The following is a 26,096-nucleotide window of genomic DNA, read 5'->3' on the forward strand; positions in this document are numbered from 1 at the left end:
AGATGAAATATAAAACTTTTTTTAACACCTATAGATTGCTTAGTGTAGCAATTGTATTTTTAGTTTTTGGGTCTTGTCAGGAAGACTTCACAAACAGACCTCCAGAGGATGCAATAAGTTTAGATTCTTATTACAGTACTAATGAGCAGGTAGCATCGGCTACTAATGGGATGTACAGTAGAACTTGGTTTCAAATGTATAATAAGTTCTATTGGGCTCTAGAAGTAGGATCAGGTAACATGTATTCAGGTTCACCAGATGTAAGTGGTTTAAGAACATTTTCTTTAAACGGGAGTGATCCTGAATTGGAAAATGGTTGGGCGTCACTTTGGGCTAATGTCGCTCAAGCTAATGCAATAATTAATTTCTTGGAATCAAGAGTTGGTTCAGCAGTTAATCCAGCTGTTGTTCAAAACACAATTGGAGAAGCTTATTTTATGAGAGCGACTGCCTATTTTGATTTAGTGAGAATATGGGGAGCTGTACCTATTATAGAAAACAATTTAGATTTCTCTAGTAATCCTAATGTTAATACTAATTCAGTTGAAGATATCTATAAGTTAATCACTATGGATTATCTCCAAGCGATTGATCGATTAGCTGATAGAACTAGAGGGGCTAATTATGGGGTTAATGGACATGTTTCAAAAGGATCTGCAAAAGCTTTTTTAGCTAAAGTTTACTTATACCAAAAAGATTATCCTAATGCTAAATTGATGGCAGAGAGTGTAATTAATAGTGGGGAGTTTAAACTTCTTGGAGGCGATCAATTACCAGATAAAAGTTTTGCTGATTTATTTTTGTATAAAAACAACAATAATGAAGAATCAATATTTGCATTACAATGGAAAGGGGATGGGAATTACGGTTCAGGAAACAATTGCAATACACAATTTGGTATAAGTTCATCTACAGTTTCTACTTCAAATGCTTCCTATGGAGGTGTGTTTGGTCCTTCTCAAGAAGTGATGTCTTTATATGTTACTGGAGATAAAAGAAAACATGAAACTGTAATGACTCCTGGAGATGTATATCCTAATATGAACACTACAACAGGGATTGGTTTTACTGTTCCTGATGAAAATAATGCTCAAGGTTCTGGGGGAGGAATTAAGAAATATTGCATTGGTGTAAAATCTGATGCAACTGGACCAACAGATGCCTGGGCGATGATGGATAATAATAGCTATGTGATGCGTTATGCTGAGTTGCTATTGATACACGCTGAGGCTATTTTAGCAGGTGGATCAAGTACAGGTGATGCAGCAGCATTACGTTCATTTAATGCTGTTAGAAATAGAGCAGGATTAGCCAGTAAAACATCAATTACTTTTGATGATATTTTTAAAGAAAGAAGGTTAGAGTTATGTTTTGAAGGAGATTATTGGTTTGATTTAGGGAGAATTGATAAAACAAAAGCAATAGCAATTATGGCTGCTCAAAATAGAGGAGATAAGAATGGTTCTGCCTATTTTACTCCAATTTATGACCCGGTAAATAGACAGGCTAATGACTTTTTAATGCCTTACCCAGATAATGATGTTGCTAAAAATCCAAAATTATTGGAAGCTCCAGTTCCTTATACTTTCAAATAATATTAAAAAATAATGATTATGAAAAAATTAAAAATAAAATATTTATTGAGCTTTCTGATGATGGCTACAATATTTATTAGTGTACTATCTTCATGTTCAAATGACGATAATGGGACTGCATCATCAGCTTTGACAATTGAAAGCGTGAGTAAGTCAGAAGCTGGGGATTTAGTACCTACAGCTGTTGGTTTTGCAAATAATGTGTATATCATAAAAGGGTCTGGTTTTAGTACTGTTGAAAAAATATATTTTAATGATACGGATACTTATTTTAACCCAACTTTAGTAACGGATACAGCAATTTTTGTAACTATTGATTTGAATACTCCATATGCAAACTCATCTAATGAGTTAAAGATTGTTACTAAAAATGGGACTGTAACTTATCCATTTGTTGTGGCTCCGCCAGCCCCTGTTTTATTATTTGGATTTAATCCAATCAATGCTGTTGAGGGCGATATTATTACAATATACGGGAACTTTTTTCTTGACCCTGTGGTGACTATCGGTACAACTGCTACTCCAGTAATTTCGTCTTCATTAACAGAGATTAAAGTAAAAATTCCTGCAAATTCAGATGGTAAATATGTAAATGTAACCACTATTTCAGGTACGATTAAATCTGCTGCTGCTATTGGTTCGGCACTTTATGATGATGCTTTGCAAGGAGATGCGGGGCATTGGATGTGGAATGGGGCTGATACTTTTAATACCGATTACACTTCGGATAAGGCTCAAGGGTTAAAAAGTATAAAATTTATTTTTGGTGGATGGAATGGTGCTGATATGAAGTTTGCTTCCAGAGATGTAACAAAATATAAAGCATTTAGAGTTCGTGTTAAAAGCATTTCTACTAATGCAGATGCCAGTGTTATATTTGTTTTTGGAGGATGGGCATTTCAAATTAAAAAGGCACTATCAACTGATTGGACCTATATCGAGATTCCTTTTTCTGAAATTGGCAATCCTACTACATTTGATCAGTTGACTTTACAAGAGTCAGGTAGTTTTGGAGGAAATACAATCCTTATGGACGATATGGGATTTGTCTTAAAATAATATTTTGTTTAAGTGAGTTTGGTTGAGCAATTCCCTAATTTAAAAATTAGGGAATTCTTTTTTTTAATCTATGTTAATAATTAAATATGAAAAAAATAACAATAAGTTTTTTAACATTACTAACCTCTTTTGTAGGCTTTAGCCAAGGAAATAAAGTGAATCAAACTGGTGGAAAATTTGAAGGTCTTGCTATGGCTCCACCAATGGGTTGGAATTCTTGGAATACATTTGAAACCAATATAAATGAAAAACTAGTAAAAGAAACTGCCGATATTATGGTAAGTACAGGAATGGCAGCCGCTGGTTATAAATATATTGTCCTAGATGATGGATGGATGACTAGAGAAAGAGATGCTAATGGAGATTTAGTTCCGGATCCTATTAAATTTCCAAGTGGAATGAAAGCCTTAATTGATTATGTTCATTCTAAAGGTTTGAAATTTGGACTATACAATTGTGCAGGAACACAAACTTGTGCAGGGTATCCAGGTACACGAGGATATGAATATCAAGATGCACGATTTTACGCTAGCCTAGAAATAGATTATCTAAAGTATGATTGGTGTAATACAGCAGGAATTAATGCTCCCGAAGCGTATGCAACGATGAGTAACGCGCTTAAAAAAGCGGGAAGACCTATTGTTTTTAGTCTTTGTGAATGGGGAGATAATAAACCTTGGGAATGGGGGGAACCGATTGGGAATCTTTGGAGAATTTCGGGAGATATTTATCCTTGTTTTGATTGTGAATTTCACCATGAAGAAGGAAACTGGTCTTCTTGGGGATTTATGAAAATTGCCGAAATGCGTAAAGACATTCGTAAATATTCAGGACCTGATCATTGGAATGATTTTGATATGATGGAAGTGGGTGATGGAATGACAAATACTGAAGATAAAACCCATTTTACGATGTGGTCCATGTTAGCTTCACCATTAATAGCAGGTAATGATTTTAGAAAAATGTCTAAAGAAACCTTGGCGATTTTAACTAATAAGGCATTAATTGCAGTCAATCAGGATAAATTAGGGATTCAAGGGTTTAAACTTTCAGCAGTAGATGGATTAGAAGTATGGGTGAAGCCATTATCTGATGGAAACTGGGCAGTTACATTTTTAAACAGAACAGAAGTAGCTAAAAATATTAATTTTGATTGGAAAAAGAACCCAATTAAAGACCCTGACTTTGGCTTTGAAGCCGATTTCAATAAAACAATATTCAAGTTGAAAGACCTTTGGAATAACAAGGATATAGGTACTACCAACAAGAATTTAATGGTTACTATTGCTTCTCATGATGTAATTACTTTGAAACTAATTAAATAAAAATAAACTATGAGTATAATTTATAAGATTATTATAATGTTGCTTTTAATGTGTTCCAGTCTAATGAATGCTCAATTTGTAAAAAAGCACGGGCAGTTAAAAGTAGCAGGTACACAACTTGTGGATGTTAATAATGAACCTATAGTATTGCGAGGGACGAGCTTTGGTTGGCATAGTATGTGGCCACGGTTTTATAATGAAGATGCAGTAAGTTGGTTAAAGAAAGATTTTAAATGTACTGTTGTCCGAGCAGCTATGGGTGTTGAAGCTGGAGAAAGTCCTTACATTAAGAAGCCTGAATTCTCAAAAGAAAAAATTGAAGCAGTAGTAGAAGGAGCCATCAAATCGGATATTTATGTGATTATTGATTGGCATAGCCATAATATTAATTTGGAAGAGTCTAAAGTATTTTTTGATGAGATGTCAAAAAAATACGGAAAGTATCCTAATATTATATATGAAGTTTTTAATGAACCAGATTACGAAACTTGGCCCGAAGTAAAAGCGTATGCTGAAGAAGTAATAAAGGTAATACGAACTAACGATCCTAACAACGTAATTTTAGTAGGGAGTCCTCGCTGGGATCAAGATGTTAACCTTCCTGCTGAGGATCCTATAAAAGGATATAAGAATCTAATGTATACGATGCATTTTTATGCAGCGACTCATCAAAAAGTATTGCGAGACAGAACTGATGAAGCGATAAAATCTGGTTTACCCATTTTTGTTTCAGAGTCTGCTGGTATGGAAGCCACTGGAGATGGACCTTTAGACTATAAGGCTTGGCAAGAATATATTGATTGGATGGAATCAAAAAAAATAAGTTGGATTACATGGTCGGTTTCTGATAAAGATGAAACCTGTTCGATTCTAAAAAAATCGGCAAAGTCTAATGGAAATTGGAAAAAGATAGATTTGAAAGAATCTGGAATTAAGGTACGAGAATTATTACGGAAATATAACAAAGAATAGTGTGATAAAATAGACTGTAAAAATAACAGTGTAGTTTTTTAATAGTGAAATTTGTTTTTTTTTATTTGTAGTTTATATGGGTGCCCCTATTTTTTAATAGGGGTATTTGTGTTTTTAGCATGTTTTTTATTGTTTTTAATCGTTTTTTATTTTGTTTTAACCGTTTATTGTTTGAAAAATAAGGGGGTTTGACTGAGAAACGCGTTATGAATATTTTGTTTTTACATCGTCAAAAATGAGGAATACATATTTTTTTTAAGTGTTTTTTTGTAATTAATAATTCTAACAGTTTTAAGTTAAAAATTCGGATTTTATTTATTTATCTTAAATAAAAGTTAATAAATTCGTCCCCAGAACAAGGAAAAATTCCTTCTTTAACATTTTTTATCATTAAAAAACGATTAAAAAAGTAACTAACTAAAACTAAATTAATATGAAAAAAGTAGTAATTATGTTGGCTTTTGTGCTGACGGGAACTATGACATTTGCTCAAGATGCACCAACATCAACACCATTAGAAATTTCAGGTTCGGGAGATCTTTATTATAAATATGACTTTTCTAAAACAGCAAACATCCCAACAAGTTTTGCTTCAGATCAAAACTCTGTTTCTTTAGGAATGATCGATATCGCATTGAAAAAAACAACTGGTAAAACCTCTTTTGTAGGTGAGATTTCTTTTGGTCCTAGAGGGCAATTTCAATCTATCTTAAATTCCGATGGTACTTACGATGAGTTAGGCGCTAACTCTTTCCATATTCAAAACTTGTATGCTACTTATGCAGCAACTGATAAATTAAGTTTTACCGCTGGTTTTATGGGAACATTTATAGGATATGAAGTGATTTCTCCTTTAGCTAATTTCCATTATTCAACTTCTTATTTGTTTACTAATGGACCATTCCAAAATGCAGGTGTTAAAGCTAACTACGCCATAACTGATAAAGTAGGTTTAATGGTAGGTGCATTTAATGATGCTTGGAATTCTTATCAAGCAGATGCATTTAAAGGATTAAACGCTTTTGGAGCTCAATTATCTTTAGCTCCAACTGAAGGGGTAAATGCTTACATCAACTTTATGGATGGTTCAGTAAGTGGTACAATCGTTGACTTAACTGCAACATTCAAACTTTCTGATAAATTTTTATTAGGTCTTAATGCTGCTGATTACTCTAACGATGGTGATGTTGGTTATACAGGTGTTGCTTTGTACCCATCTTATGCAATCTCTGATAATTTTGGCTTAGGTTTACGTGGGGAGTATTTTGATTATAAAAAAGGTTCTGGAGATACTTCAGTTACTGCATTAACATTTTCAGCCAATTTAAAATCAGGAGGATTAACATTTATTCCGGAGTTTAGAATAGATAATTCATCTGATGAAGTATTTGTTGACTCTAATATGGCTGCAACAAAATCTGCTGCACAGTTTGCTTTTGGAGTTGTATATGGTTTCTAACCATAAACCATAAAAGAATTTTAGATTATATATTTGTAATAATAACTTATAATTTTTTTTTTTGACTGTCAAAATAACTCTAGTATTTTGGCAGTTTTTTTATGATGTATTGTCTCGATAGTGCTTCATAAAATAAGACTATAAAAAAAGAGTTTTCCATATGGAAAACTCTTTTTTTATAGTCTATAAACTACTAGCTATTGTTTTTTGTATATGGAATAAATAGTGTTTATTGTATTTTCATCTAGTATATCACTTACATCTGTTTGAATAAAATGGCGTTTGAAAGCTATAATTGCAGCTGAAAGATTTTTTGTGTTATATCCTATAATTCGTAACCCTTGCTCTGGATTAAAATTTACTGGAGCTGTTTCTAAAAGATCATCTTTCCATATTCCAAATCCATTTTCGGCCAATGTTTTCCAAGGGAATAGGGTACTTGGATCATTTTTTCGAGTAGGAGCAATATCGGAATGGCCAATAATATTTTGAGCAGGAATGTTGTATTCTCTTTTTAATTTACTCAATAACGCCATTAAACTAGTTATCTGAGCTTCTGAAAAGGGCTCTGTGCCATTATTGTCTAATTCAATTCCTATTGAAGCCGAATTTACATCTGTATTTTTCCCCCATGATCCACTGCCAGCATGCCAGGCGCGTAAGTAGTCATTTAGCATTTGTACTACACTTCCATCATCTCCTATCACATAATGTGCACTTACTTGTGTTCTTGTAAGAGTAAATGTTTTGATAGTTTGTTGAATCGAGTCTTGTGCGGTATGGTGTATGATAATAAAATTTGGTTTACGTAAATTAAAATTTACAGTTCCAATCCATTCCGTTTTTATACCATTTCCTATTGGGGTAGACCCCATTTTAGATATTGTATCTTTAAAAGTATATAATTGTTTTGTGTACACATTATCAATACTAATTATAGTTTTTGTGACAATAGGTAATGCTTCTGGTTCTTTACTTGAAATTGTTTCTTTAAAAGATTTTAGTTTGCTATCATATTCCTTTTCACTTGCCTTATATGGATTTGTGGAGCAGGATGTAATAACAATTGTAAGAATGAAGTAATAAAAATATTTTTTCATAGTATTAACAAGGGGCTTATTGTTGATCAATAATTTTTATCTATTTCTTCTTGATCTTTTTTTGCTGTTGCTTTCTTCGTTTAGTGCTTTGTATTTTACTTTTTGGTCTTCATTCAAAAATTCGTTAATTTTTCTGTCAGTAGTTTCAGAAAGCGCTTTTATTTCCTCTATTTTTTGCTCTTGACTGGTCTCTCCCTTTATTAAAATTCCTTGAGAGCGAATGCTTTCAATTAAAACATTTGATATAGCAATCTCTTGTAAAGCGTCAAGATCAAGTTCAAGTTTTAGTTTTTCCATTATTTTACCTACGGTTACTTCTACAGGTATTTCCTTAGGTTTATCATGACTTGGGCCTTGATTCAATTGACTCATTTGCCCCATTCGTCCTCCACCATAACCACCTCCGCCATATCCATTACCATAACCACCATACCCATTATTTCCATATTGAGCCGAAACAGAATTAATTGATAATAACACAAGTGTCAAAACTAGTAAAGAGTGAATTGTTTTCATGTTTATTTTTTTAGTGATTTATAATGTGGAATAAGATAATATAAAATTAGGCTGGCTCTCCGTATAAGTCAAATTCAGTTGCTTCAATAATCTTAATCATAGCAAAATCACCAGTTTTCAAATAAAATTTAGAAGCATCAATAAGAACTTCGTTATCTACATCAGGACTGTCAAATTCAGTTCTTCCTACAAAATGACCGCCTTCTTTTCTGTCGATAATACATTTGAATGTTTTACCTAGTTTTAATTGGTTTAAATCCCATGAAATTTGTGATTGCAGTTCCATTATTTCGTTTGCACGGTCTTGTTTTACATCAGCTGGAACATCGTCTTCTAATAAGTAAGCGTGTGTGTTTTCTTCATGAGAATAAGCAAAACAACCCATTCTGTCAAATTTCATTTCTTGAACCCAGTCTTTTAAGATGTTAAAATCTTCTTGTGTTTCTCCTGGATATCCTACGATTAAAGTCGTACGAATCGCCATTTCTGGAACTGCTGTACGGAAATCTTTCAGTAATTTAGTTGTTTTCTCTTGTGTTGTTCCACGACGCATTGATTTCAATATAGAATCTGAAATATGTTGTAATGGAATATCAATATAATTACAAATTTTTGGTTCACGTTTCATGATTTCCAAAACATCCATTGGAAAACCAGTAGGGAAGGCGTAATGCAAACGAATCCATTCAATACCTTCTACTTTAACTAGTGCTTCTAATAATTCACCAAGATTACGTTTTTTGTAAATATCAAGACCATAATAAGTTAAATCTTGAGCAATTAAAATTAATTCTTTTACACCATCTCTTGCTAGACCTTCTGCTTCTTTTACTAGTTTTTCAATAGTTTGAGAAACGTGTTTTCCACGCATAATTGGAATAGCACAAAAACTACATGGTCTATCGCAACCTTCAGCAATTTTTAAGTAGGCATAATTTTTTGGAGTAGTAGTCAAACGTTCCCCAAGTAATTCATGTTTATAGTCCGCTCCTAAGGCTTTTAATAACGCAGGTAATTCAGTTGTTCCAAAGAATTGATCCACATTTGGAATTTCTTTCTCTAAATCAGGTCTGTAACGTTCAGATAAACAACCTGTAACGAAAACTTTGTCAACCAATCCTCTTTCTTTCTTATCGGCATATTCTAAAATCATATTTACTGATTCTGCTTTGGCATTATCAATAAATCCACACGTATTAATAACAATAATGTTACCTTCTGTTTCTGCTGGAGCCTCGTGTTCAACCTCTTTTCCGTTGGCACGAAGTTGCCCCATTAAAACTTCGCTATCGTATATGTTTTTTGAACACCCAAGGGTGATCACGTTGATTTTATTCTTTTTTAAAGACTTGGTTCTCATAGATTTGTAAATTGGAGTGCAAAATTACGCTTTTTTATTCAAACAGAACTTGTTTCCCTTCTTTTTAGCTATTTTTTATGGAGCTATTCCTGCTATCCGATACAAACGAAGTTCACTGAACTCCTTTCTAAATAAAGATTTAGTGAAGTAATCTCCTGAGAAAAATCGGGAGGATTTTCACTGCTATTAAGGCTAGAAAAAAACCGTCTTGTTAAAATTAGAACGAGACGGTTTGTAATTGTTTCTTCGTATTATTTACAATTCAAATAATAGGGTGAAAGTAATGTTGTTGTTAATGGAGTTGATTTTGGCTCCATCAGTTAACCCTTGACTAAAAAATCCTTGTTGTGAATCTCTTTTGGCGTAAGAATAAGCTAAATCCGCTTTAGTAGATCCAAAGTTGTAGCCTAAACCGCCTGAATATCCAGTTAAGTCTCCTATTGTTGTTCCGTTTTTGTAAGGACTTTGTTCATATCGATATCCTCCTCTTAAACTTATTTTTTCAATTTTATATTCGGCACCAATTCTTAGCTCGCCAGTATTGTTAAGAGTGTTACTCATAGTGTTATTTAATCCACTGAAATAGGCATCATTCTCTGGCTTGAATTTAGTTTTGCTATAATCTTTTATCGCATAATCAATGCTTATTAATCCTGATTTTCCAAAAATATAAGCAAAACTCCCTGTTAATTTACTTGGTGTTTGTAAATTGTACGGTGCATAAACATTAGTAATTCTTGGGTCAACTACATCCGATGGTAAAGAGCCGTCAACATTGCTACTTACAGCAACAAGTTTTTGAGAAAGTTCGTCACTTAAATGATACCATGTTGATGATTCATAGGCTAGTCCTAATCGCATTTCATTGGTCACTTTAGCGATGGCGCCTAATTGGAATGAAAATCCTGTTCCATAAGTGTATAATTCATTATTAAACTGTGCTTTAGTAACTTTGTAATTAGAGTCTAAAGCGTTGTTGTTGTCTTCATAAAAAACAGAAGACTGTCTGAAATCTGCAAAGTGTGAATTAAGATTTATTCCTAGGTATAATTTATCTTTATATGAAGTAGAAGCATTAAAAGAAAGTTTTCCATTATAACCAGTAGTGTAGACGCTATTTTCTTGGTAGTAATTTCCACCTGGAGCAACATTTGAATTGTATTGGGTGTTGTTAGCGTCAGTCGTTTCAGGATTTATGACGTACCCTTGGTATCCAAAATAAGCTTGTTGCGTTCCGTGGTCTAAACTACCGTAATTTGAATTTTCAAGTGTATTTAAAGGAACTCCATTTGCATAACTTAAAAAGTAATTGGCGATGGAATTCGTTGGGTTGGTTCCTGCAGAAAATACAGAATTATTATAATTATTGGTATTTTCATAATCGATACCTACAGCAATTTTGCTCCAATTACTACTTGGGTTTTGGTTTTTGAAAACAAAAACTCCTCCTGCTTGACTTAAGTCAAATGAATTCTTATTATCGGTTGTTGTAGTTCCAAAATAGGTTGAATTATTTTTAATATCATTATTGCTTAACGTAACTGCGATTTGATTGTTTATAAATACAGCTGAACCAGCTGGATTAACACTTAGAGAAGATAGGTCGCCTCCAAGAGCGCCAAAAGCACCGCTCATTGCTTTGAATCGTGCGGTACCGTTTAAGTTGTCTTGTGAAAAGCGTAATGCATCGGTTACCTCTTGTGATTGTACGACACCGAAAGTTAAGCCTGTCATTATTAAAAATATATATTTTTTCATTTTGATGATTTTTTATAAATATGAATTGTTATTATCTTCTTCCTCCACCAGATGATGATCTTCCTCCACCAGATGAAGATCCGCCTCCGCCAGATGAGGATCTTCCACTATTGCTATTGTTTCCACCGCTATTGTAAGAACTGTTAGATCTTGATGGAGAATAGCTGTCATTTCTTGAGCTATTTGAATTTGTTTGTCTACTAGTATTTGTATTGACTCTTCGAGTTGGAGTGTTGTAAGATTGGTTTTGTGATTCACTTCTTCTAGTAAAAGTTGGACTTGTTCTTGAGGTATTAAAATTTGTATTGTTTCTTCTATAGTCTACTGTATTGCTACTTCTATTAGTGCTTGTTCTGTTTGGAGAATAGTTTCTTGAGCTATAGTTTCGGTTTGTATTTGCTGTATTAGAATAGTAAGAAGAAGAACCTCTTCTACTTGGATTGTATGAATAATTGCGATTGTTGTAATAATTGTATCCATAATTAGAATAACCATAATATGGATAGCCATAGCCATAATAAGGATAACCCCATCCAAAGTTAGAATACCCATACCCGTAATAAGGGTAACCCCATCCGTAATTAGAATATGCCCAACTGTTATAAGGATAACCCCAACCGTAATTAGCGTAGCCTAATCCATATGATGAATAGCCCATTCCGTAACCAAAGCCGATTCCCCAATTGTTTGGTTGTATTGTAATATCTGTTCTTGAATAATTATTTCCCCAGTCAGCATAATTGGAGTTTGATTGTTGTAAACTATCATTTACAGCATCGTAATCACTGTATTCATCAATATTCGTAAAAATCTCAGTTGATTGATTCTCATCTTGGAGAGAACTGAAATAGTCTTTGTAGTGATTGTTTTCATTACTTTGTGGAGCTCTCTCAGTTCTGCTAGAAGTGCTTCCGCCGTAAATTCCATCACGTTCATAATAGGAGCTATTTTGATAGGATCCACATGAAGTGAATAAGAGACTCAAAAATACAATAATAGAATAAATTGGCGTATTTTGGGATGAAAAAATATTAGTTTTCATATCTGTATGGTTTTTTATTGTTGCACATTACAAAAATAGTTAGTTTTGTGGAACTATTTAGTTAAATAAAACAAAACAAAATTTGTGCCAAACTATTCAATATGAGTAAGAACCTTACTACAAGATCAGAAGATTATTCAAAATGGTATAACGAGCTGGTTGTAAAAGCGGATTTAGCCGAAAATTCAGGAGTTAGAGGCTGTATGGTTATCAAACCTTACGGTTATGCCATTTGGGAAAAAATGCAAGCAGAACTAGACAGAATGTTTAAAGAAACAGGGCATCAAAACGCCTATTTTCCTTTATTTGTTCCAAAGAGCATGTTTGAAGCCGAAGAAAAAAACGCAGAAGGATTTGCTAAAGAATGCGCTATTGTAACGCATTACAGACTGAAAAATGATCCAGATAAACCTGGGAAATTGATGGTTGACCCTAATGCTAAATTAGAAGAAGAACTTATTGTTCGACCAACAAGTGAAGCGATTATTTGGTCAACTTATAAAGGATGGGTTCAGTCTTATCGTGATTTGCCTTTATTGATTAATCAATGGGCTAATGTAGTTCGATGGGAAATGAGAACGCGTTTATTCTTGAGAACAGCTGAGTTTTTATGGCAAGAAGGGCACACAGCTCATGCAACAAGAAATGAAGCTATTGAAGAATCGGAAAAAATGATGAACGTTTATGCTGAATTTGCCGAAAATTTCATGGCTATTCCTGTTGTAAAAGGAATAAAAACAGAAACAGAACGGTTTGCTGGTGCTGAGGAAACGTATTGTATCGAAGCATTGATGCAAGACGGAAAAGCATTGCAAGCAGGAACGTCTCACTTTCTTGGTCAGAATTTTGCGAAAGCTTTTGATGTAAAATTTGCTAATGCCGAAGGAAAGCAAGAATTTGTGTGGGGAACTTCATGGGGAGTTTCAACTCGATTGATGGGTGCTTTAGTAATGACGCATTCAGATGATAAAGGATTGGTTTTACCTCCTAATTTGGCTCCTATTCAAGTGGTTATTGTGCCTATTTATAAAACGGACGAACAACTTGATGAAATTACAGTTGAAGTAAATGTATTGATAGATGCATTGAAAAAAAGGAATGTTTCAGTGAAATATGATAACAGAACTACTCAAAAACCAGGATTTAAATTTGCTGAATGGGAATTAAAAGGGGTTCCAGTGCGAATTGCTGTTGGTCCCAAAGATTTAGAAAACGGAACTTTTGAAGTAGCAAGAAGAGATACTTTAACAAAAGAAGTGCAACCTAAAGATGGAATTGCGACTTATATCAGTGATTTATTAGCTACAATTCAAGAAGATTTATTTAATAAGGCATTAAATTATCGTAACACTCATATCACTGAAGTAAATAGTTTTGATGAGTTTAAGGAAGTTTTGGATACTAAAGGAGGCTTTGTATCAGCTCATTGGGACGGAACGGCTGCTACTGAAGAGAAGATAAAAGATTTGACCAAAGCTACTATAAGATGTGTGCCTTTGGATGCGATAGAAGAGTCGGGAAACTGCGTGTTTACTGGGAATCCTTCTGGTAAAAGAGTTCTTTTTGCAAAGGCATATTAATTTTTTTAATTTTTTTCAAGTCTGCTATTGCACTTCTCAAAAATAGTTGTATTTTTGCATCCGCATTAGAGAAGCAGGGCCCGTTCGTCTATCGGTTAGGACGCATGGTTTTCATCCATGTAAGAGCGGTTCGATTCCGCTACGGGCTACTATTTTTTTTGCAGGTTAAAGTAATCCCAAACTTAGAGGGAAAAATGGCCCGTTCGTCTATCGGTTAGGACGCATGGTTTTCATCCATGTAAGAGCGGTTCGATTCCGCTACGGGCTACAATTTCAATTTAGATTGATAAAAACTTAGGAGGATAATGGTCCGTTCGTCTAGGGGTTAGGACGCCAAGATTTCGTCTTGGTAACAGGGGTTCGATTCCCTTACGGACTACAAAAAAGAATAGTAAAAGATAAAAACATAATAAAATGGCAAATCATAAGTCAGCTCTAAAGAGAATCAGAAGTAACGAAAAGAGAAGAGTATTAAATAGATACCAACACAAAACTACTCGTAATGCTATCAAAGCGTTAAGAATAGCTACTGATAAAGTAGATGCTACTTCTAAATTGTCAAATGTAATATCTATGATTGACAAATTAGCTAAAAAGAATATCATTCATGATAACAAAGCTTCTAATTTAAAATCTAAATTAACGAAATTTGTTGCTAAATTGTAATACATTCAATTTATCGATTATATAAAAAAAGCTCCTTTTTAAGGAGCTTTTTTTATATGCTTTATTTTTTAATAATGACTTATTTATGTTGTTGAATATTAGATTTTGTTTGAGAGGTAATCAAGCATTGATAAGGTGATGGGTTTAGATAGGAAGTCTATAACCATTGGATAAGTGCTTGCTTTTTGCAGGTCTTCTGGGTCTATTGTTGAGGAAAGAACGACTACTTTAATAGTGTTGAAATTAGAATAATCTGAACTACTAAAACAGTCTAGAAACTCCCATCCTCCCATTACAGGCATGTTTAAGTCTAGGAAAATTAATTGTGGGAGTGGTGTAGATTTGTTATTAACTTCAAAGTCGTTTTTTATTGCATCAAAATAGGAGAGTGCTTCTTCTCCATTTTGGGCTGTAATTATCTTATTTGAAAATGTTGTTTTTCCGATTACTTTTTTGCATAACATAAGTGTTATGGGGTCATCATCAACACATAAAATTAGATCTAGCATTGGTTATTTGTTTTTGAATATTAATGTAAAAGTAGTCCCTTTATTTACCGTACTTTCAATTTGAATCGTTCCTCCCATCGCTTCTACTTGTGATTTTACAAGATAGAGTCCAAGTCCTTTGCTGTCTGGGTAATTATGAAACCTTTGGTAAAGACCAAAGACTTTATCTCGATTTCTTTCTAAATCAATTCCAATTCCATTGTCTTTGAATAGTAATGTTATGGTATCGTTAACTTGGTTTGCAGTTATTGTGATTTTTAATTTTTGATTTTCAGACTTGTATTTTATAGAATTAGTCAAAAGATTGAGTAATATGCTTTCAATATAAGACTTGTTTATATTTAATACAGAAACTTTTTCGAAATCAATTTTTAAGATAGGCTTATGAGTGTCTATTTGAAAGGTAAGTTGGCTAAAAACATTTTCAAAAACTTCTTTTAATGAGACTTCTTCTTTTTGAATTGAAGGGTTGTCTTTTATTATCATGATTTTGGTCAAATCATTGACAGTCTCGTTAAGTAAGTGGGTAGATTTATTAAAGCCATATAAGATTTCTTTTAATTCAGGGTCTTTAATAGTTATATCTTCGATTAGGTTTAAAAGGCCTGTTAAATTAGATATTGGAGCTCTTAAATTATGAGAAGTAATATAAGAGAATTGCTTGAGATCTTTATTTGTTTGAGTTAATTCAAGTATAAGTTGTTCTTTTTCTTTTTCTTGTTTTTTCTCATCAGAAATATCTCGTTGCATGGAGACCCAGTGAGATAATTCATTATCTGAATTATAAATTGGAATAATAGAAAAGCGTAGCCAAAATTCTTGGTTGTTTTTTTTGTAGCATATCATTTCTATTACACATTCTTCTCTGTTTCTTATAGAAGAGATTATTTTTTTTATTTCTTTTTTATCAGAATTTGGCCCTTTTAATAAATCGGGTGATTCTCCTATAACCTCATTAGAAGAATATCCGGTCATAATTGAAAATGCAGGGTTCACATAAATAATCTTTGGTAGTTTTCTTTTATTAAAGTCAGCTTCAGTAATAATTATAGAGTCTTTAGTTTGCACGATTACTGTTTCTAATAATCTAAGTCTAAGTTCTTCTTCTTTTTGTTTCGTTATATCTTGAATAGCTCCAATCATTCTGACAGCTTTGCCACTTTCGTCTTTTAAAAGGAAGCCTCTGTCAAGTACATATTTATAAGAGTTGTCGGCGCATTTGAAACGATATTCATCTTGCCATTTTTCTGTTTTTTGCTCAATAAACGAGTATAGTTTAACAGACATTCTTATACTGTCTTCTGGGTGGATTTTGTCAAACCACCATGTTGAACTTTCGCCTACTTGGTCCTCATTATATCCAAAAATACCTTTTATTCCTTTGCTCCAAAGCAGTTTGTCATCTTGTATTTTCCAGTCCCAAATAGTGTCGCTTGTTGCTTTTGCTACAATGTCATATTTTTCATTTGACTCTTTAATTTCGTCATTTGTGTTCTTGAGTTTCTCAAAGACGGCTTTATTTCGATTGTCATTTTTGGATAAAATATACCTGTAAATTAGCCCTGTAAATAGTACTAAGAATAGGTCTTTTGTGAAGTTGAAAATTTCGTAATTTTCTACTTTTGAATAGATTAAGGATAGTTTATGAAAAACTATAGCCGTAAACATAGCGATGAGCAGATAAATTACGGTTATTTGATTCGTTTTGTTTTTCATTACTCAAATGTAATTAATTAAAATGAAATATAAAATTTCATTTTAAAGTTATTTATTTGAAAATTTTTGACGTTAATTTTAGACTGTAATGCGTTAACAATATGTAAAGTATTAGGTATTTATTTTTTTTATCAAAAAAAAGTGTACCTTTGCACCCATTAAAAATCACAGATGGAATCTATAAGAAACATTGCAATTATTGCCCACGTCGATCACGGTAAAACAACTTTGGTTGATAAAATTATGTATCACTGTCAGTTATTTCGTGACAACGAAAACACAGGTGATCTAATCCTTGATAACAACGACTTAGAGCGCGAAAGAGGTATTACCATTACTTCCAAGAATGTTTCTGTTCAGTATAAAGGAACAAAAATTAACATTATTGATACTCCTGGTCACGCCGATTTTGGTGGTGAGGTAGAACGAGTATTAAACATGGCTGATGGAGTTTGTCTACTAGTAGATGCTTTTGAAGGACCAATGCCACAAACGCGATTTGTATTGCAAAAAGCGCTTGATCTTGGTTTGAAACCATGTGTTGTTATAAATAAAGTTGATAAAGAAAACTGTACTCCTGAAGAAGTACATGAGAAAGTTTTTGACTTAATGTTTGAATTAGGAGCTACTGAAGAGCAGTTGGATTTTCCAACAGTTTATGGTTCTGCTAAGAATAACTGGATGTCTGACCATTGGGAAAACGTAACTGATAATGTTGAAGCATTATTAGATATGGTTATTGAAAATGTACCAGCACCTAAAGTTTCTGAAGGAACTCCACAGATGTTAATTACATCTTTAGACTTTTCTGCTTTTACGGGTCGTATCGCTATTGGACGTCTTGAAAGAGGTGTCTTAAAAGAAGGAATGCCAATTTCTTTAGTAAAAAGAGATGGTACTGTTTCTAAATCAAGAATTAAAGAATTACATACTTTTGAAGGACTTGGTCGTAAAAAAGTAACAGAAGTAATTGCTGGAGATATTTGCGCTATTATTGGTGTTGAAGGTTTTGAAATTGGGGATACTATTGCTGATTTTGAAAACCCTGAAGCATTAGCGTCTATTGCTATTGACGAGCCTACAATGAGTATGTTGTTTACAATTAATGACTCTCCTTTCTTTGGTAAAGAGGGTAAATTTGTAACTTCACGTCATATTAGAGACCGTTTGACAAAAGAATTAGAAAAAAACTTAGCAATGAAATTGGGTGAAACTGATTCAGCTGATAAGTTCATGGTTTTTGGTCGTGGTGTACTTCATTTATCTGTTCTTATTGAAACAATGAGAAGAGAAGGGTATGAGTTGCAAATTGGTCAGCCACAAGTTATCATCAAAGAAATTGATGGTAAAAAATGTGAGCCTATCGAGGAATTAACTATCGACTTACCAGAATCACTTTCAGGTAGAGCAGTTGAATTTGTTACTATGCGTAAAGGTGAGATGCTTTCTATGGAAACTAAAGGGGAGCGTATGATTGTAAAATTCAATATTCCATCACGTGGAATTATTGGATTACGTAATCAATTACTTACTGCTACAGCTGGTGAGGCTATTATGGCACACCGATTCATAGGGTATGAACCTTACAAAGGTGAAATTGCTGGACGTAATAAAGGTTCGTTAATTTCTATGGAAAAAGGAAAAGCTATTCCTTATTCTATCGATAAGTTACAAGATCGTGGTAAGTTTTTTGTTGAACCAAATGCTGAAATCTACGAAGGTCAAGTAATTGGAGAAAACTCTCGTGGTGATGATATGTGTGTAAACGTAACTAAAGAGAAAAAACAATCTAACGTACGTTCTTCTGGGAATGATGAAAAAGCGAGAATTATCCCGCCAATCATTTTCTCTCTTGAAGAAGCATTAGAATACATTCAAAAAGATGAATATGTAGAGTGTACTCCAAAATCTATTCGTTTAAGAAAAATTTATTTGACAGAAACTGATAGAAAAAGATTTAAAATCTAATTTTATTATTATATAAAATAAAAGCCATTCGTAAGAATGGCTTTTTTTATGTCTTTACTTTTATTTCAGTCTTTATATGGTTTGTGTTTAGTTACCTTTTTAAACTAAAATGGCCTTTCGCTTTTCTACCATCTTCGAGTTCAATACTAAACCAATAATCATCTGAAGGAAGTGGGCCTCCGTTGTAATTTCCATCCCAACCAGGACTTGAGGGATTTAATTGCTTTAACAGCTTTCCATATCTGTCAAATATAAATATTTTTGCATTTTTATAAACACTCCCATTTAGTCCTTTTAAATTCCAGTTGTCATTTGCCCCATCTCCATTAGGTGTAAAGAAAGGTGCAGCTTCTAATACGGCAAAATTTCTTTTTACAAGGCCACATCCATTTATGTTTTCAATTATCAATTCATGAAATCCACCAGGTATATTTTTAAAATTTGGATTATCCTGAAATACTGTAGATAATCCATTTTCAAAATGAATCATATATCTATAGTCTTCTGGATTTGTAAGTTCAATTGTAACTTGATTAATTGGAGCTAAATCTTGTACATCGATATTTTGTATTTTTGCCAAATATGACATTATTACACTGCAGGTCCTAGTTTCGCTGCAACCAGATTTATTCTTTACAATAACTTTATAGTCCCCTTCTTTAGTTACTGTAATCGAAGGAGTCGTTTCTCCAGTTGACCATAAAAAAGTATAATCACTTGATAAAGCTTGTGGACCTAAACCAGAATTGATTGTAATAGATGGGTTTTCGCTTTCACAAAGAAAGCTTTTTTCAAAAGTGTTTATTTTTGGTGTTGGCTCTACAATTAAATCAAATTGTCCCGTTCCATAACATCCTTCTTTGTTCTCAGCTCTAATAAATATAGTTTTTGAATTTGAAGAATATTCTTTTTCAAGTTCATTGGTGCTTAATGACGCATCTTGTTCAGTAGGGTAAAAAAACAAAAGAATATCTGGCGTTAACCCCAGCTCGTTCCTAATTGCGTCTTTTTTTTCTTCTAAATTAAATACGCCTATTCCATCTCCCTTGTCACATTCATGCAAAGGTTCTGGAAGTATAGAATTGTTTTTATTTGCATGTAAAATTACTGTGCCAATTCTGTAACAAGATGAATTAGGTTGTGTTACTTTAAGGTATATATATTCGTCAGGAATAGTGTTTCTGTAGATAGGGTTGATAGAATTTAGATTGTCGACATCATTTTCTGCATCATTGATAGTGTGATAATAAAATACATCATATTCTTTATTTCCGAAGGTGATTTTATCATTTGCAGCTTCCAAATTAAAAGTAGCAAGACCATCTAAAGGATTTGAATCTTGTGTATCACATTGAACAAGTGTATAGGGATCCGTTGAAATAATGGGACTTTCATATATTGTAATGGTCTTTTCAATAGGCTCTCTATTTTCTCCATTTATAGTTTTTATTAATGTTACTTTATAATCACCGGGGTTTTTGTAAATATGATAAGCATCAATAGCATTTGATGTTGTACCATCCCCAAAATCCCATTGCACGGAGTCAATTTTTTCAATAGTGTTTAAAAAGAAATGAGTTGAATCTCCTAAGCAGTTAAATTCATATTCAAAAGTATATAGAAATAAGGAAGTAATAAATGGGGGTAATCCTAACTGTGATATTCCTCCATTTAAGCTAATAGCATTTTGTAGAAAATTACAACTTGTTCCATTTAATTCTGGATTGTTTATTACGGACATTTTATCAATATATCCTCCGCCATTGGGGTAACCAACACGGTATATTTTTTCATCAATGGCTAATTGTAGCGCTCCCGCTACATAATTCGAATTATTAACAATTGTATTTGTAGATGGAATGTTTGGATTTTTTAAATCAAATTGAATTAAATTACTTCCCAAAGACATTCTTCCGGTTTGATCAAATAAGTTTACGGTAACATATAGTTTTTTTGATTTTGCCGAGAATTCAACTCCATAAGGATTGGCATTATTTAATAATGTAATACCATTACTAATTTTACCTGTTCCTGCATCAAAGTCGTATAATAAAACATTTCCTGTATTTCTTCTTACCTCTCCTTTTGGACCCAAGTCATTGGTAAGTCTTATCGCCGTATTTGCCATGGCAATTTTTTTTCCATTAGGAGAAAATTTTAAGTAACCAATAGCATTAGAGATATAGCCACTAGTGGGAACATCTAGAGGAGTAGTTGTTTGAATGGGTTTTTGATTTAGCCCTTGAGTACTAATTTTAAAGGAGTAGAAAGTGTTTTTAAAATGTGTGACTACCCATATTGAAATACCATCTAAATGTTGAACTGCAGTAATTTTTTCAGAACATTTAAATTTTACATCTTCTGCATCATTTGGATTGTAGGTAATAAGATGTATGTTTTTTTCAGTACTTATGATGTCACCCAGTCCATTATTTAATCTTAAATCTACTACTGAATAGTTTAAACCATCATTTGGAGGATCTTCATCATTTGTTAAATCATCATCCACATTATCGGGATTAGGTTGGTCTACTGTGAAAATATAATAGATATTAGGATTTTTTGGTTTGGGAACAATTATTGCCGATTGAGTACTGGATTTATGACCAAGAAGTCCATAACCATTTGGCATTACTTGATGTGTTTTGTCGTATACAATTGAGCCGTCAGTATAAAATAAGATGTTTCCATTTTTATCTGATATACTAGCGCAGCCTTCATTTGTGACCAATTTTCCATTATTTAATGCAACTGGACTTCCTGAGTTAAAGTCTAATCCAGCATTACCTCCAAAGTACCATATTGCAGCTTCTTTTTGTGCAAATAAAGGAGTTATTAATAATGAAAAAACCAAAACAAAAAAAATATTTATTTTCATGACCTATCTGAATATATCAAATGTACTAATTTTCAGAATTATAACAGAATTATAACAAAACAATTAAAATTTAATATTTAAAATAATTGAGCTTCTTATCTTTTGATACTAAAATGTCCTTTTACCTCTCTACTGTCTTCTAGTTTTATTGTATACCAGTAATCATCGGCAGGTAATGGTAGTCCATTAAAAGTTCCATCCCAACCTATACTATTGGGATTTAATTGTTTGAGAAGTTTTCCATAACGATCAAAGATGTAAATTATTGATTTTGAATTGAGATTAGTATTTACGCCTTTTAAATTCCAATAGTCGTTAAATCCATCGCCATTAGGTGTGAAAAATTTAGGAACCCCTATAACAGCAATCGTTTTTTGGATGATGCCACATCCATTGGTGTCATTTATAAATACTTCGTGAATCCCTGCTGAAACATTGTCAAAGAAATTAGAGGACTGGAAGGGGCCAGAAATGGCATCTAAACTATATTCATAACTCCCTTGTCCAGTAACGTTCACTGTAATAGTATTGTTTTCAACTAAGTCTAAAACTGATATTGTTTCAATATGTGCTACATCAGAAGCAGTTACATTAATGGTCCTAATTCTGCTACAACCTGAGGCATTAGTAACCGTAACTGAATAATTTCCTGTTGCATTCACATCTAATGTATATGCCGTATTTTCTGCTAGAACTTGATTGTCCTTCGACCAAACATAAGTGTAGTTTTCTGTTGGCGAACTATCATGAACTCCAGCATTTAATTTTACAAAAAAGGAAGCGAGATTCGAACACACTAATGCATCATCGGTATGATCCTCATTTGTATTTATATTAGGTTTTGCATTTACTTTAAGTTTTATATGTGCTCCAAGCCCATAACAAGAGTTGTCTAATGTACTTTCTACTCGGACCCAAATTTCTTGGAAGTAAGGTGAATTTGTATTTCTGTAAGTAGTTGTGTTCGTTATTTCATTTAATTCAGATAAAGCATCCAATTCATTGTTGTAATATTTTATAGCATATAATGTACTTGGGGAAGGTAGAATTGCTTTAATATCTAAAGTGGTGGAACTAAAATCAAATGTACTTACCCCATCCATATCATCATGAGTGGAATCTATATAGTCGTCACAAGTTTCATAGGTGCGACTAAAAGTTGTTGGAATTTGTGTTGATGACACAACTAAATTTAACTGAGATATACTAAAACATCCATTTGCATTTTCTACTCGGGTCCAAATAGTATTTGTTTTACTTTTGTAATTAATAGGATTAACAATTTGAACGAATTGATTTTTTGCTTTTGCTCCATCAAAAGTGGTATAATACGTGAAAATTTCTTTGGATGAATTAGTAGAAATGGAACTATTTTGTTCAGTAATATTAAAAGTTGAAAAACCATCTAAATCATCATCACATTGTATTAATTCAATAGGTGTTACCACTATTGGTAGGGGGTAAACAGTAAGAATTGCTGCGTTAGAAATAAGTCCACAGGAATTCCCAACTTTACTTAAAAGTACTCTATAGTGATAACCATTCATATTATTAGTTACGCTTTTTATTATTATTTGATCTGTAGTTACTCCTAAATAAGTTGGACCATTAACAATATCATTCCAAGCAGTTCCATCTATTGATACCTGCCATTGATAGGCAGTTACGGCATTAGTTTGGATAGTAAATGAAGTTGCTTGTAATTCGCATTCTGATTGACTTTTGGGTTGTTCAGTGATACTAATAGGTGCTGCTACGAGGTAATTACTGTTAGGGAGCATATAACCATTAATTCGGCTAGTAACGATTCCAAAAGCATTAATTGTAACTGGATTATTTCCTAAAACGCCGTCATTATTGTTATCTGTAAAACCTGCTTCAGTAACATCAAAACAAGAATCATTATCACTGTCTAAATCTATATAATTAAAGCTACCGTCATTATCCGTATCTTCAATAGGTTTTTTTAAAATGCCACTGTCGGGAGTTGTTTCAAGATTGTCATAAAGGCCATTATTTCCAAAAGAGGAAGGCGGTCCATCGATTATTCCATCATTATTCGTGTCCGGAGCGCTACTTCCAGATTCAACCAAATCATAAATTCCATCATTATCACTATCTAAGTCGATGATATCGTATTTTTTTATAATAGAATCAAAGAGATCATTATCAGTGTTGATTTTGTTTATTCCTGGTTCAAAGGCATTATCTAATCCATTATTGTTGTCATCAATTCCGGAATAAATTTTAAATCCTTTTCCTTGTGCTTCAATAGTATCAGGAATTCCATCATTGTCACTATCTAAATCTAATAAATCTGGAATTCCATCTGAATCCGTATCATAGGTTTCAGTATGAGTAATCATAAATGTCGCTTTATTTATGTTGGTTTCGGATAAATTATTATGAATTAAAGTAATTGAATTTGTAAGGTAGGTCGAAAATGTAAAGCTGCCAGTTCCAGGAAGCAATGGAGTAGTGCTCTTTAATCTAAATCTTATTTCAAATGAGGAAAATGTAGTAATGCCACTTTCGTAAATGCCGTCGAAGTTAGTGTCTACTAATAATTGATTTTGAGGATCACTCAAAGTAATAGTCTTGTCCGAAGGCACGCGTAATATAAAATCACCCTCAGAATTTAAATACTCAGAAATAGCTGTCGCTTGCGACGGACTATCTTGTGTAATATAATTTATTGAAAGGCTTTGAGGCGTCGTTAAATTAATGGTATAAGATGTGTTATTTGCTTTTCCAGCAGGAACTTCTGATACAAAACCATAAATAGGCTTGCCTATTATTGTACCATTGCCACTGATTACAGCATTAAAATCGGTGCTAGTAGTTGGATTAGATTGGTTAATAAGAGAGACGTAAGCTTCATCACTATTCAATATCCCGTCGTTATCAAGATCAATATCAATGTTGTTATTTACCGTGTCATTATCAGTATCTAACGGACAGTCGCTAACTGGAATTTTATCTGATTCTAAAGTTGTGCCACAAGAAGCAATAGTTGCTTTAACATGGTAATATCCAGGTTCTTTTGGAAATAATACGTTTGTAGTTGCACTAGGAATTGCTACATTGTTATAATACCATTGGAAAGTATCAAAACCTGTAATTTCGCTTACGAAAAGACGTGTATTTGAGACACAACCAGTCTGGGCAATATTTATTTTGTCAAAAGTTATTTGTGGTTTAAAAGTAAATCCAGAATAAAAACCGCCATAAGTCGCCGCTCCATCTGAACCGTAGGAAGCAAGATATAATTGTCCCGAAGAATAAGCAGATACGTTACCAGAAAGTCCCGTTATCGTATAGGTTTCATAATTTGAATTTCCTGTGACTAATTTTGGTCCATCCACTGTAGCAGGTAAATCAGATAGCGAGAACGGTGTTCCATTGATTGCAAATGTTAGTGTTGCATTTTTCTCGGTAACGATTGTTACACGACCCGTAAATGTTCTGGAACCTATCTGGTTTAGATTAGGAATATTGTCAATTAACTTTGGAGTTTCACAACTTAATGGAGGGACGAAAAATAATTCTTGATTGGCTTGGTCGCTTCTAGAATTATCGCCAACACTTTGATAGATAAAAGTGTTTTTTGAAGTTCTAATATACAAATTACCAGCTACACTATAATTTGATCCATTCAAAGCAATGTATTCGCCAGCATTTAAAACTTTCGATGGACTTAAATTATCATTTAAATATATTTCGGTATTGTCTTCATTTGCGACAATAAGAACTCTTTCGACTAAATTTTGTCCTGTACTCTTTATTAATATATAATCCTTACCAGTTCTTTCCGCAGAAACAATCTGATCAAAACCTAAGTCGACATTTTGGAGTATATCACCATTTGTTCCAGCGTAAGATCCACAATTTACTGCAATAGGTTTATCTGAACTCACTAGTGAACCTATTAAGCCATCTCTGTTGGCATTGTTAGGTCCTTTAACAGCCAAAACATAACTTTCGCCACTATTTAGTGTAATATTTGCGGGAGTTGCTCCACCACCATTATTTATTAAAGAAACGCCTGTTTTAATTCCGCTAAATTTTATTAGTGTATTGTTCTCTGTAGCTAAGATTGATATGAAAGTAAGATGATTTACACTTAGACTACTAATATCTGTGTTTGTAAACGCACCAATCCGAAACTGAGTTCCTAAAGCGGCTAATCCTTTGGAAACTAATGCTCCTGCCTGATTACCATTTCCGGCTATTACCCTAACGGTTACATATACAACGTCCTCGGCTTCTATAACATATCCTTTGTTGTTTAAAACAGTACTTATTAAACTTTCTTTTACGTGAAGTTGAGTGTCATTTCCATAACCAACATTAAAAATATAGGGGCTACTTTGTGATACAATTCCTGTTACTATTGTTCCTCCTAGTTGAATTATTTTGAAATTTACAGGTGTAGTACTTGGAGTTGAGATATAAATATATTGCTCTTCGGCAGCAACATTACTTGAACCACTTAAAGGTGGTATGTAGTGGGTTTTGCTAAACTGTGCAAAACAGTTTATGGATAAGAATAAAAAGAAAAGAGCAGTTATCTTTTTCATTTGCTAAAAATAT

17 protein-coding genes and 3 tRNA genes are annotated in these 26,096 nt (G+C 33.1%); 11 read left to right on the forward strand and 9 right to left on the reverse strand.

From position 1 onward, the window contains the following. Nucleotides 1–2 precede the first annotated feature (2 nt). From AB3G34_RS03185 to AB3G34_RS03205, 5 genes are all read left to right on the forward strand, one after another. Nucleotides 3–1,595 (forward strand): RagB/SusD family nutrient uptake outer membrane protein, encoded by a 1,593-nt coding sequence (locus AB3G34_RS03185; RefSeq protein ID WP_367768468.1) that lies wholly within the window; start codon nt 3–5, stop codon nt 1,593–1,595. An 18-nt stretch (nt 1,596–1,613) separates the two neighbouring features. Next, the gene (locus AB3G34_RS03190) at nt 1,614–2,654 is read left to right on the forward strand and encodes an IPT/TIG domain-containing protein (protein WP_367768471.1); all 1,041 of its coding nucleotides are present in this window, start codon (nt 1,614–1,616) and stop codon (nt 2,652–2,654) included. 86 nt (nt 2,655–2,740) lie between these two features. Next, nucleotides 2,741–3,979, forward strand: a complete 1,239-nt coding sequence (locus AB3G34_RS03195; RefSeq protein ID WP_369753439.1) for a glycoside hydrolase family 27 protein — start codon at nt 2,741–2,743, stop codon at nt 3,977–3,979. Between the two features lie 9 nt (nt 3,980–3,988). Beyond that, nucleotides 3,989–4,951 carry a glycoside hydrolase family 5 protein gene (locus AB3G34_RS03200; RefSeq protein ID WP_369753440.1) on the forward strand — a complete coding sequence of 321 codons (963 nt, stop codon included), beginning with the start codon at nt 3,989–3,991 and terminating at the stop codon, nt 4,949–4,951. A 433-nt stretch (nt 4,952–5,384) separates the two neighbouring features. Then, nucleotides 5,385–6,410 carry an outer membrane beta-barrel protein gene (locus AB3G34_RS03205; protein ID WP_367768479.1) on the forward strand — a complete coding sequence of 342 codons (1,026 nt, stop codon included), beginning with the start codon at nt 5,385–5,387 and terminating at the stop codon, nt 6,408–6,410. A gap of 197 nt (nt 6,411–6,607) precedes the next feature. Here the strand turns inward: AB3G34_RS03205 and AB3G34_RS03210 are convergent, their stop codons facing one another. The 5 genes from AB3G34_RS03210 to AB3G34_RS03230 form a co-directional block, all read right to left on the reverse strand. Further along, nucleotides 6,608–7,510, reverse strand: coding sequence for an N-acetylmuramoyl-L-alanine amidase (locus AB3G34_RS03210; protein ID WP_367768482.1), 903 nt, complete (start codon nt 7,508–7,510; stop codon nt 6,608–6,610). Nucleotides 7,511–7,546: 36 nt separating this feature from the next. Then, nucleotides 7,547–8,026, reverse strand: a complete 480-nt coding sequence (locus AB3G34_RS03215; RefSeq protein WP_367751987.1) for a hypothetical protein — start codon at nt 8,024–8,026, stop codon at nt 7,547–7,549. 46 nt (nt 8,027–8,072) lie between these two features. After that, complete coding sequence (gene rimO / locus AB3G34_RS03220; protein ID WP_369753441.1) at nt 8,073–9,386, reverse strand: 30S ribosomal protein S12 methylthiotransferase RimO; 1,314 nt, start codon at nt 9,384–9,386, stop codon at nt 8,073–8,075. Nucleotides 9,387–9,641: 255 nt separating this feature from the next. Next, nucleotides 9,642–11,144 carry an OmpP1/FadL family transporter gene (locus AB3G34_RS03225; RefSeq protein WP_367768488.1) on the reverse strand — a complete coding sequence of 501 codons (1,503 nt, stop codon included), beginning with the start codon at nt 11,142–11,144 and terminating at the stop codon, nt 9,642–9,644. A gap of 31 nt (nt 11,145–11,175) precedes the next feature. Next, a complete protein-coding gene (locus tag AB3G34_RS03230) occupies nt 11,176–12,186 on the reverse strand; it encodes a hypothetical protein (RefSeq protein WP_367768491.1) in 1,011 nt (336 codons plus the stop codon). A gap of 101 nt (nt 12,187–12,287) precedes the next feature. On the opposite strand from AB3G34_RS03230, the gene proS reads away from it, so the two are divergent. From proS to rpsT, 5 genes are all read left to right on the forward strand, one after another. Beyond that, a complete protein-coding gene (gene proS, locus AB3G34_RS03235) occupies nt 12,288–13,766 on the forward strand; it encodes a proline--tRNA ligase (protein ID WP_367768494.1) in 1,479 nt (492 codons plus the stop codon). A 77-nt stretch (nt 13,767–13,843) separates the two neighbouring features. Continuing rightward, nucleotides 13,844–13,915: transfer RNA gene (locus AB3G34_RS03240), tRNA-Glu, on the forward strand. Between the two features lie 47 nt (nt 13,916–13,962). Continuing rightward, a tRNA-Glu gene (locus AB3G34_RS03245) sits at nt 13,963–14,034 on the forward strand. A 39-nt stretch (nt 14,035–14,073) separates the two neighbouring features. Next, nucleotides 14,074–14,145, forward strand: a tRNA-Glu gene (locus tag AB3G34_RS03250). A gap of 35 nt (nt 14,146–14,180) precedes the next feature. After that, a complete protein-coding gene (gene rpsT, locus AB3G34_RS03255; RefSeq protein ID WP_072941373.1) occupies nt 14,181–14,432 on the forward strand; it encodes a 30S ribosomal protein S20 in 252 nt (83 codons plus the stop codon). A gap of 98 nt (nt 14,433–14,530) precedes the next feature. Here rpsT and AB3G34_RS03260 read toward each other — a convergent pair whose 3' ends face one another. After that, nucleotides 14,531–14,941 (reverse strand): response regulator, encoded by a 411-nt coding sequence (locus AB3G34_RS03260; protein WP_367768496.1) that lies wholly within the window; start codon nt 14,939–14,941, stop codon nt 14,531–14,533. Nucleotides 14,942–14,944: 3 nt separating this feature from the next. After that, the gene (locus AB3G34_RS03265) at nt 14,945–16,657 is read right to left on the reverse strand and encodes a PAS domain-containing protein (RefSeq protein WP_367768497.1); all 1,713 of its coding nucleotides are present in this window, start codon (nt 16,655–16,657) and stop codon (nt 14,945–14,947) included. Nucleotides 16,658–16,828: 171 nt separating this feature from the next. On the opposite strand from AB3G34_RS03265, the gene typA reads away from it, so the two are divergent. Further along, complete coding sequence (gene typA / locus AB3G34_RS03270) at nt 16,829–18,625, forward strand: translational GTPase TypA (RefSeq protein ID WP_367752001.1); 1,797 nt, start codon at nt 16,829–16,831, stop codon at nt 18,623–18,625. A 91-nt stretch (nt 18,626–18,716) separates the two neighbouring features. On the opposite strand, the gene AB3G34_RS03275 is transcribed toward typA, so the two are convergent. Beyond that, on the reverse strand, nt 18,717–21,503 hold the full coding sequence (locus AB3G34_RS03275) for a T9SS type B sorting domain-containing protein (RefSeq protein ID WP_369753442.1): 2,787 nt from the start codon (nt 21,501–21,503) through the stop codon (nt 18,717–18,719). Between the two features lie 95 nt (nt 21,504–21,598). Next, nucleotides 21,599–26,083 carry a T9SS type B sorting domain-containing protein gene (locus AB3G34_RS03280; RefSeq protein WP_369753443.1) on the reverse strand — a complete coding sequence of 1,495 codons (4,485 nt, stop codon included), beginning with the start codon at nt 26,081–26,083 and terminating at the stop codon, nt 21,599–21,601. Nucleotides 26,084–26,096: the final 13 nt, after the last annotated feature.

The organism is Flavobacterium sp. WC2409, assembly GCF_041200085.1.
Lineage (GTDB): Bacteria > Bacteroidota > Bacteroidia > Flavobacteriales > Flavobacteriaceae > Flavobacterium.

Excerpts from the sequence above, each read along its gene's own strand:
- AB3G34_RS03200 (WP_369753440.1), top strand. The coding sequence starts at position 3,989 with ATGAGTATAATTTATAAGATTATTATAATGTTGCTTTTAATGTGTTCC.
- AB3G34_RS03205 (WP_367768479.1), top strand. The coding sequence starts at position 5,385 with ATGAAAAAAGTAGTAATTATGTTGGCTTTTGTGCTGACGGGAACTATG.
- typA (WP_367752001.1), top strand. The coding sequence starts at position 16,829 with ATGGAATCTATAAGAAACATTGCAATTATTGCCCACGTCGATCACGGT.
- rpsT (WP_072941373.1), top strand. The coding sequence starts at position 14,181 with ATGGCAAATCATAAGTCAGCTCTAAAGAGAATCAGAAGTAACGAAAAG.
- AB3G34_RS03280 (WP_369753443.1), bottom strand. The coding sequence starts at position 26,083 with ATGAAAAAGATAACTGCTCTTTTCTTTTTATTCTTATCCATAAACTGT.
- proS (WP_367768494.1), top strand. The coding sequence starts at position 12,288 with ATGAGTAAGAACCTTACTACAAGATCAGAAGATTATTCAAAATGGTAT.
- AB3G34_RS03225 (WP_367768488.1), bottom strand. The coding sequence starts at position 11,144 with ATGAAAAAATATATATTTTTAATAATGACAGGCTTAACTTTCGGTGTC.
- AB3G34_RS03190 (WP_367768471.1), top strand. The coding sequence starts at position 1,614 with ATGAAAAAATTAAAAATAAAATATTTATTGAGCTTTCTGATGATGGCT.
- AB3G34_RS03185 (WP_367768468.1), top strand. The coding sequence starts at position 3 with ATGAAATATAAAACTTTTTTTAACACCTATAGATTGCTTAGTGTAGCA.
- AB3G34_RS03195 (WP_369753439.1), top strand. The coding sequence starts at position 2,741 with ATGAAAAAAATAACAATAAGTTTTTTAACATTACTAACCTCTTTTGTA.
- AB3G34_RS03210 (WP_367768482.1), bottom strand. The coding sequence starts at position 7,510 with ATGAAAAAATATTTTTATTACTTCATTCTTACAATTGTTATTACATCC.
- AB3G34_RS03215 (WP_367751987.1), bottom strand. The coding sequence starts at position 8,026 with ATGAAAACAATTCACTCTTTACTAGTTTTGACACTTGTGTTATTATCA.
- AB3G34_RS03275 (WP_369753442.1), bottom strand. The coding sequence starts at position 21,503 with ATGAAAATAAATATTTTTTTTGTTTTGGTTTTTTCATTATTAATAACT.
- AB3G34_RS03260 (WP_367768496.1), bottom strand. The coding sequence starts at position 14,941 with ATGCTAGATCTAATTTTATGTGTTGATGATGACCCCATAACACTTATG.
- AB3G34_RS03230 (WP_367768491.1), bottom strand. The coding sequence starts at position 12,186 with ATGAAAACTAATATTTTTTCATCCCAAAATACGCCAATTTATTCTATT.
- AB3G34_RS03265 (WP_367768497.1), bottom strand. The coding sequence starts at position 16,657 with ATGAAAAACAAAACGAATCAAATAACCGTAATTTATCTGCTCATCGCT.
- rimO (WP_369753441.1), bottom strand. The coding sequence starts at position 9,386 with ATGAGAACCAAGTCTTTAAAAAAGAATAAAATCAACGTGATCACCCTT.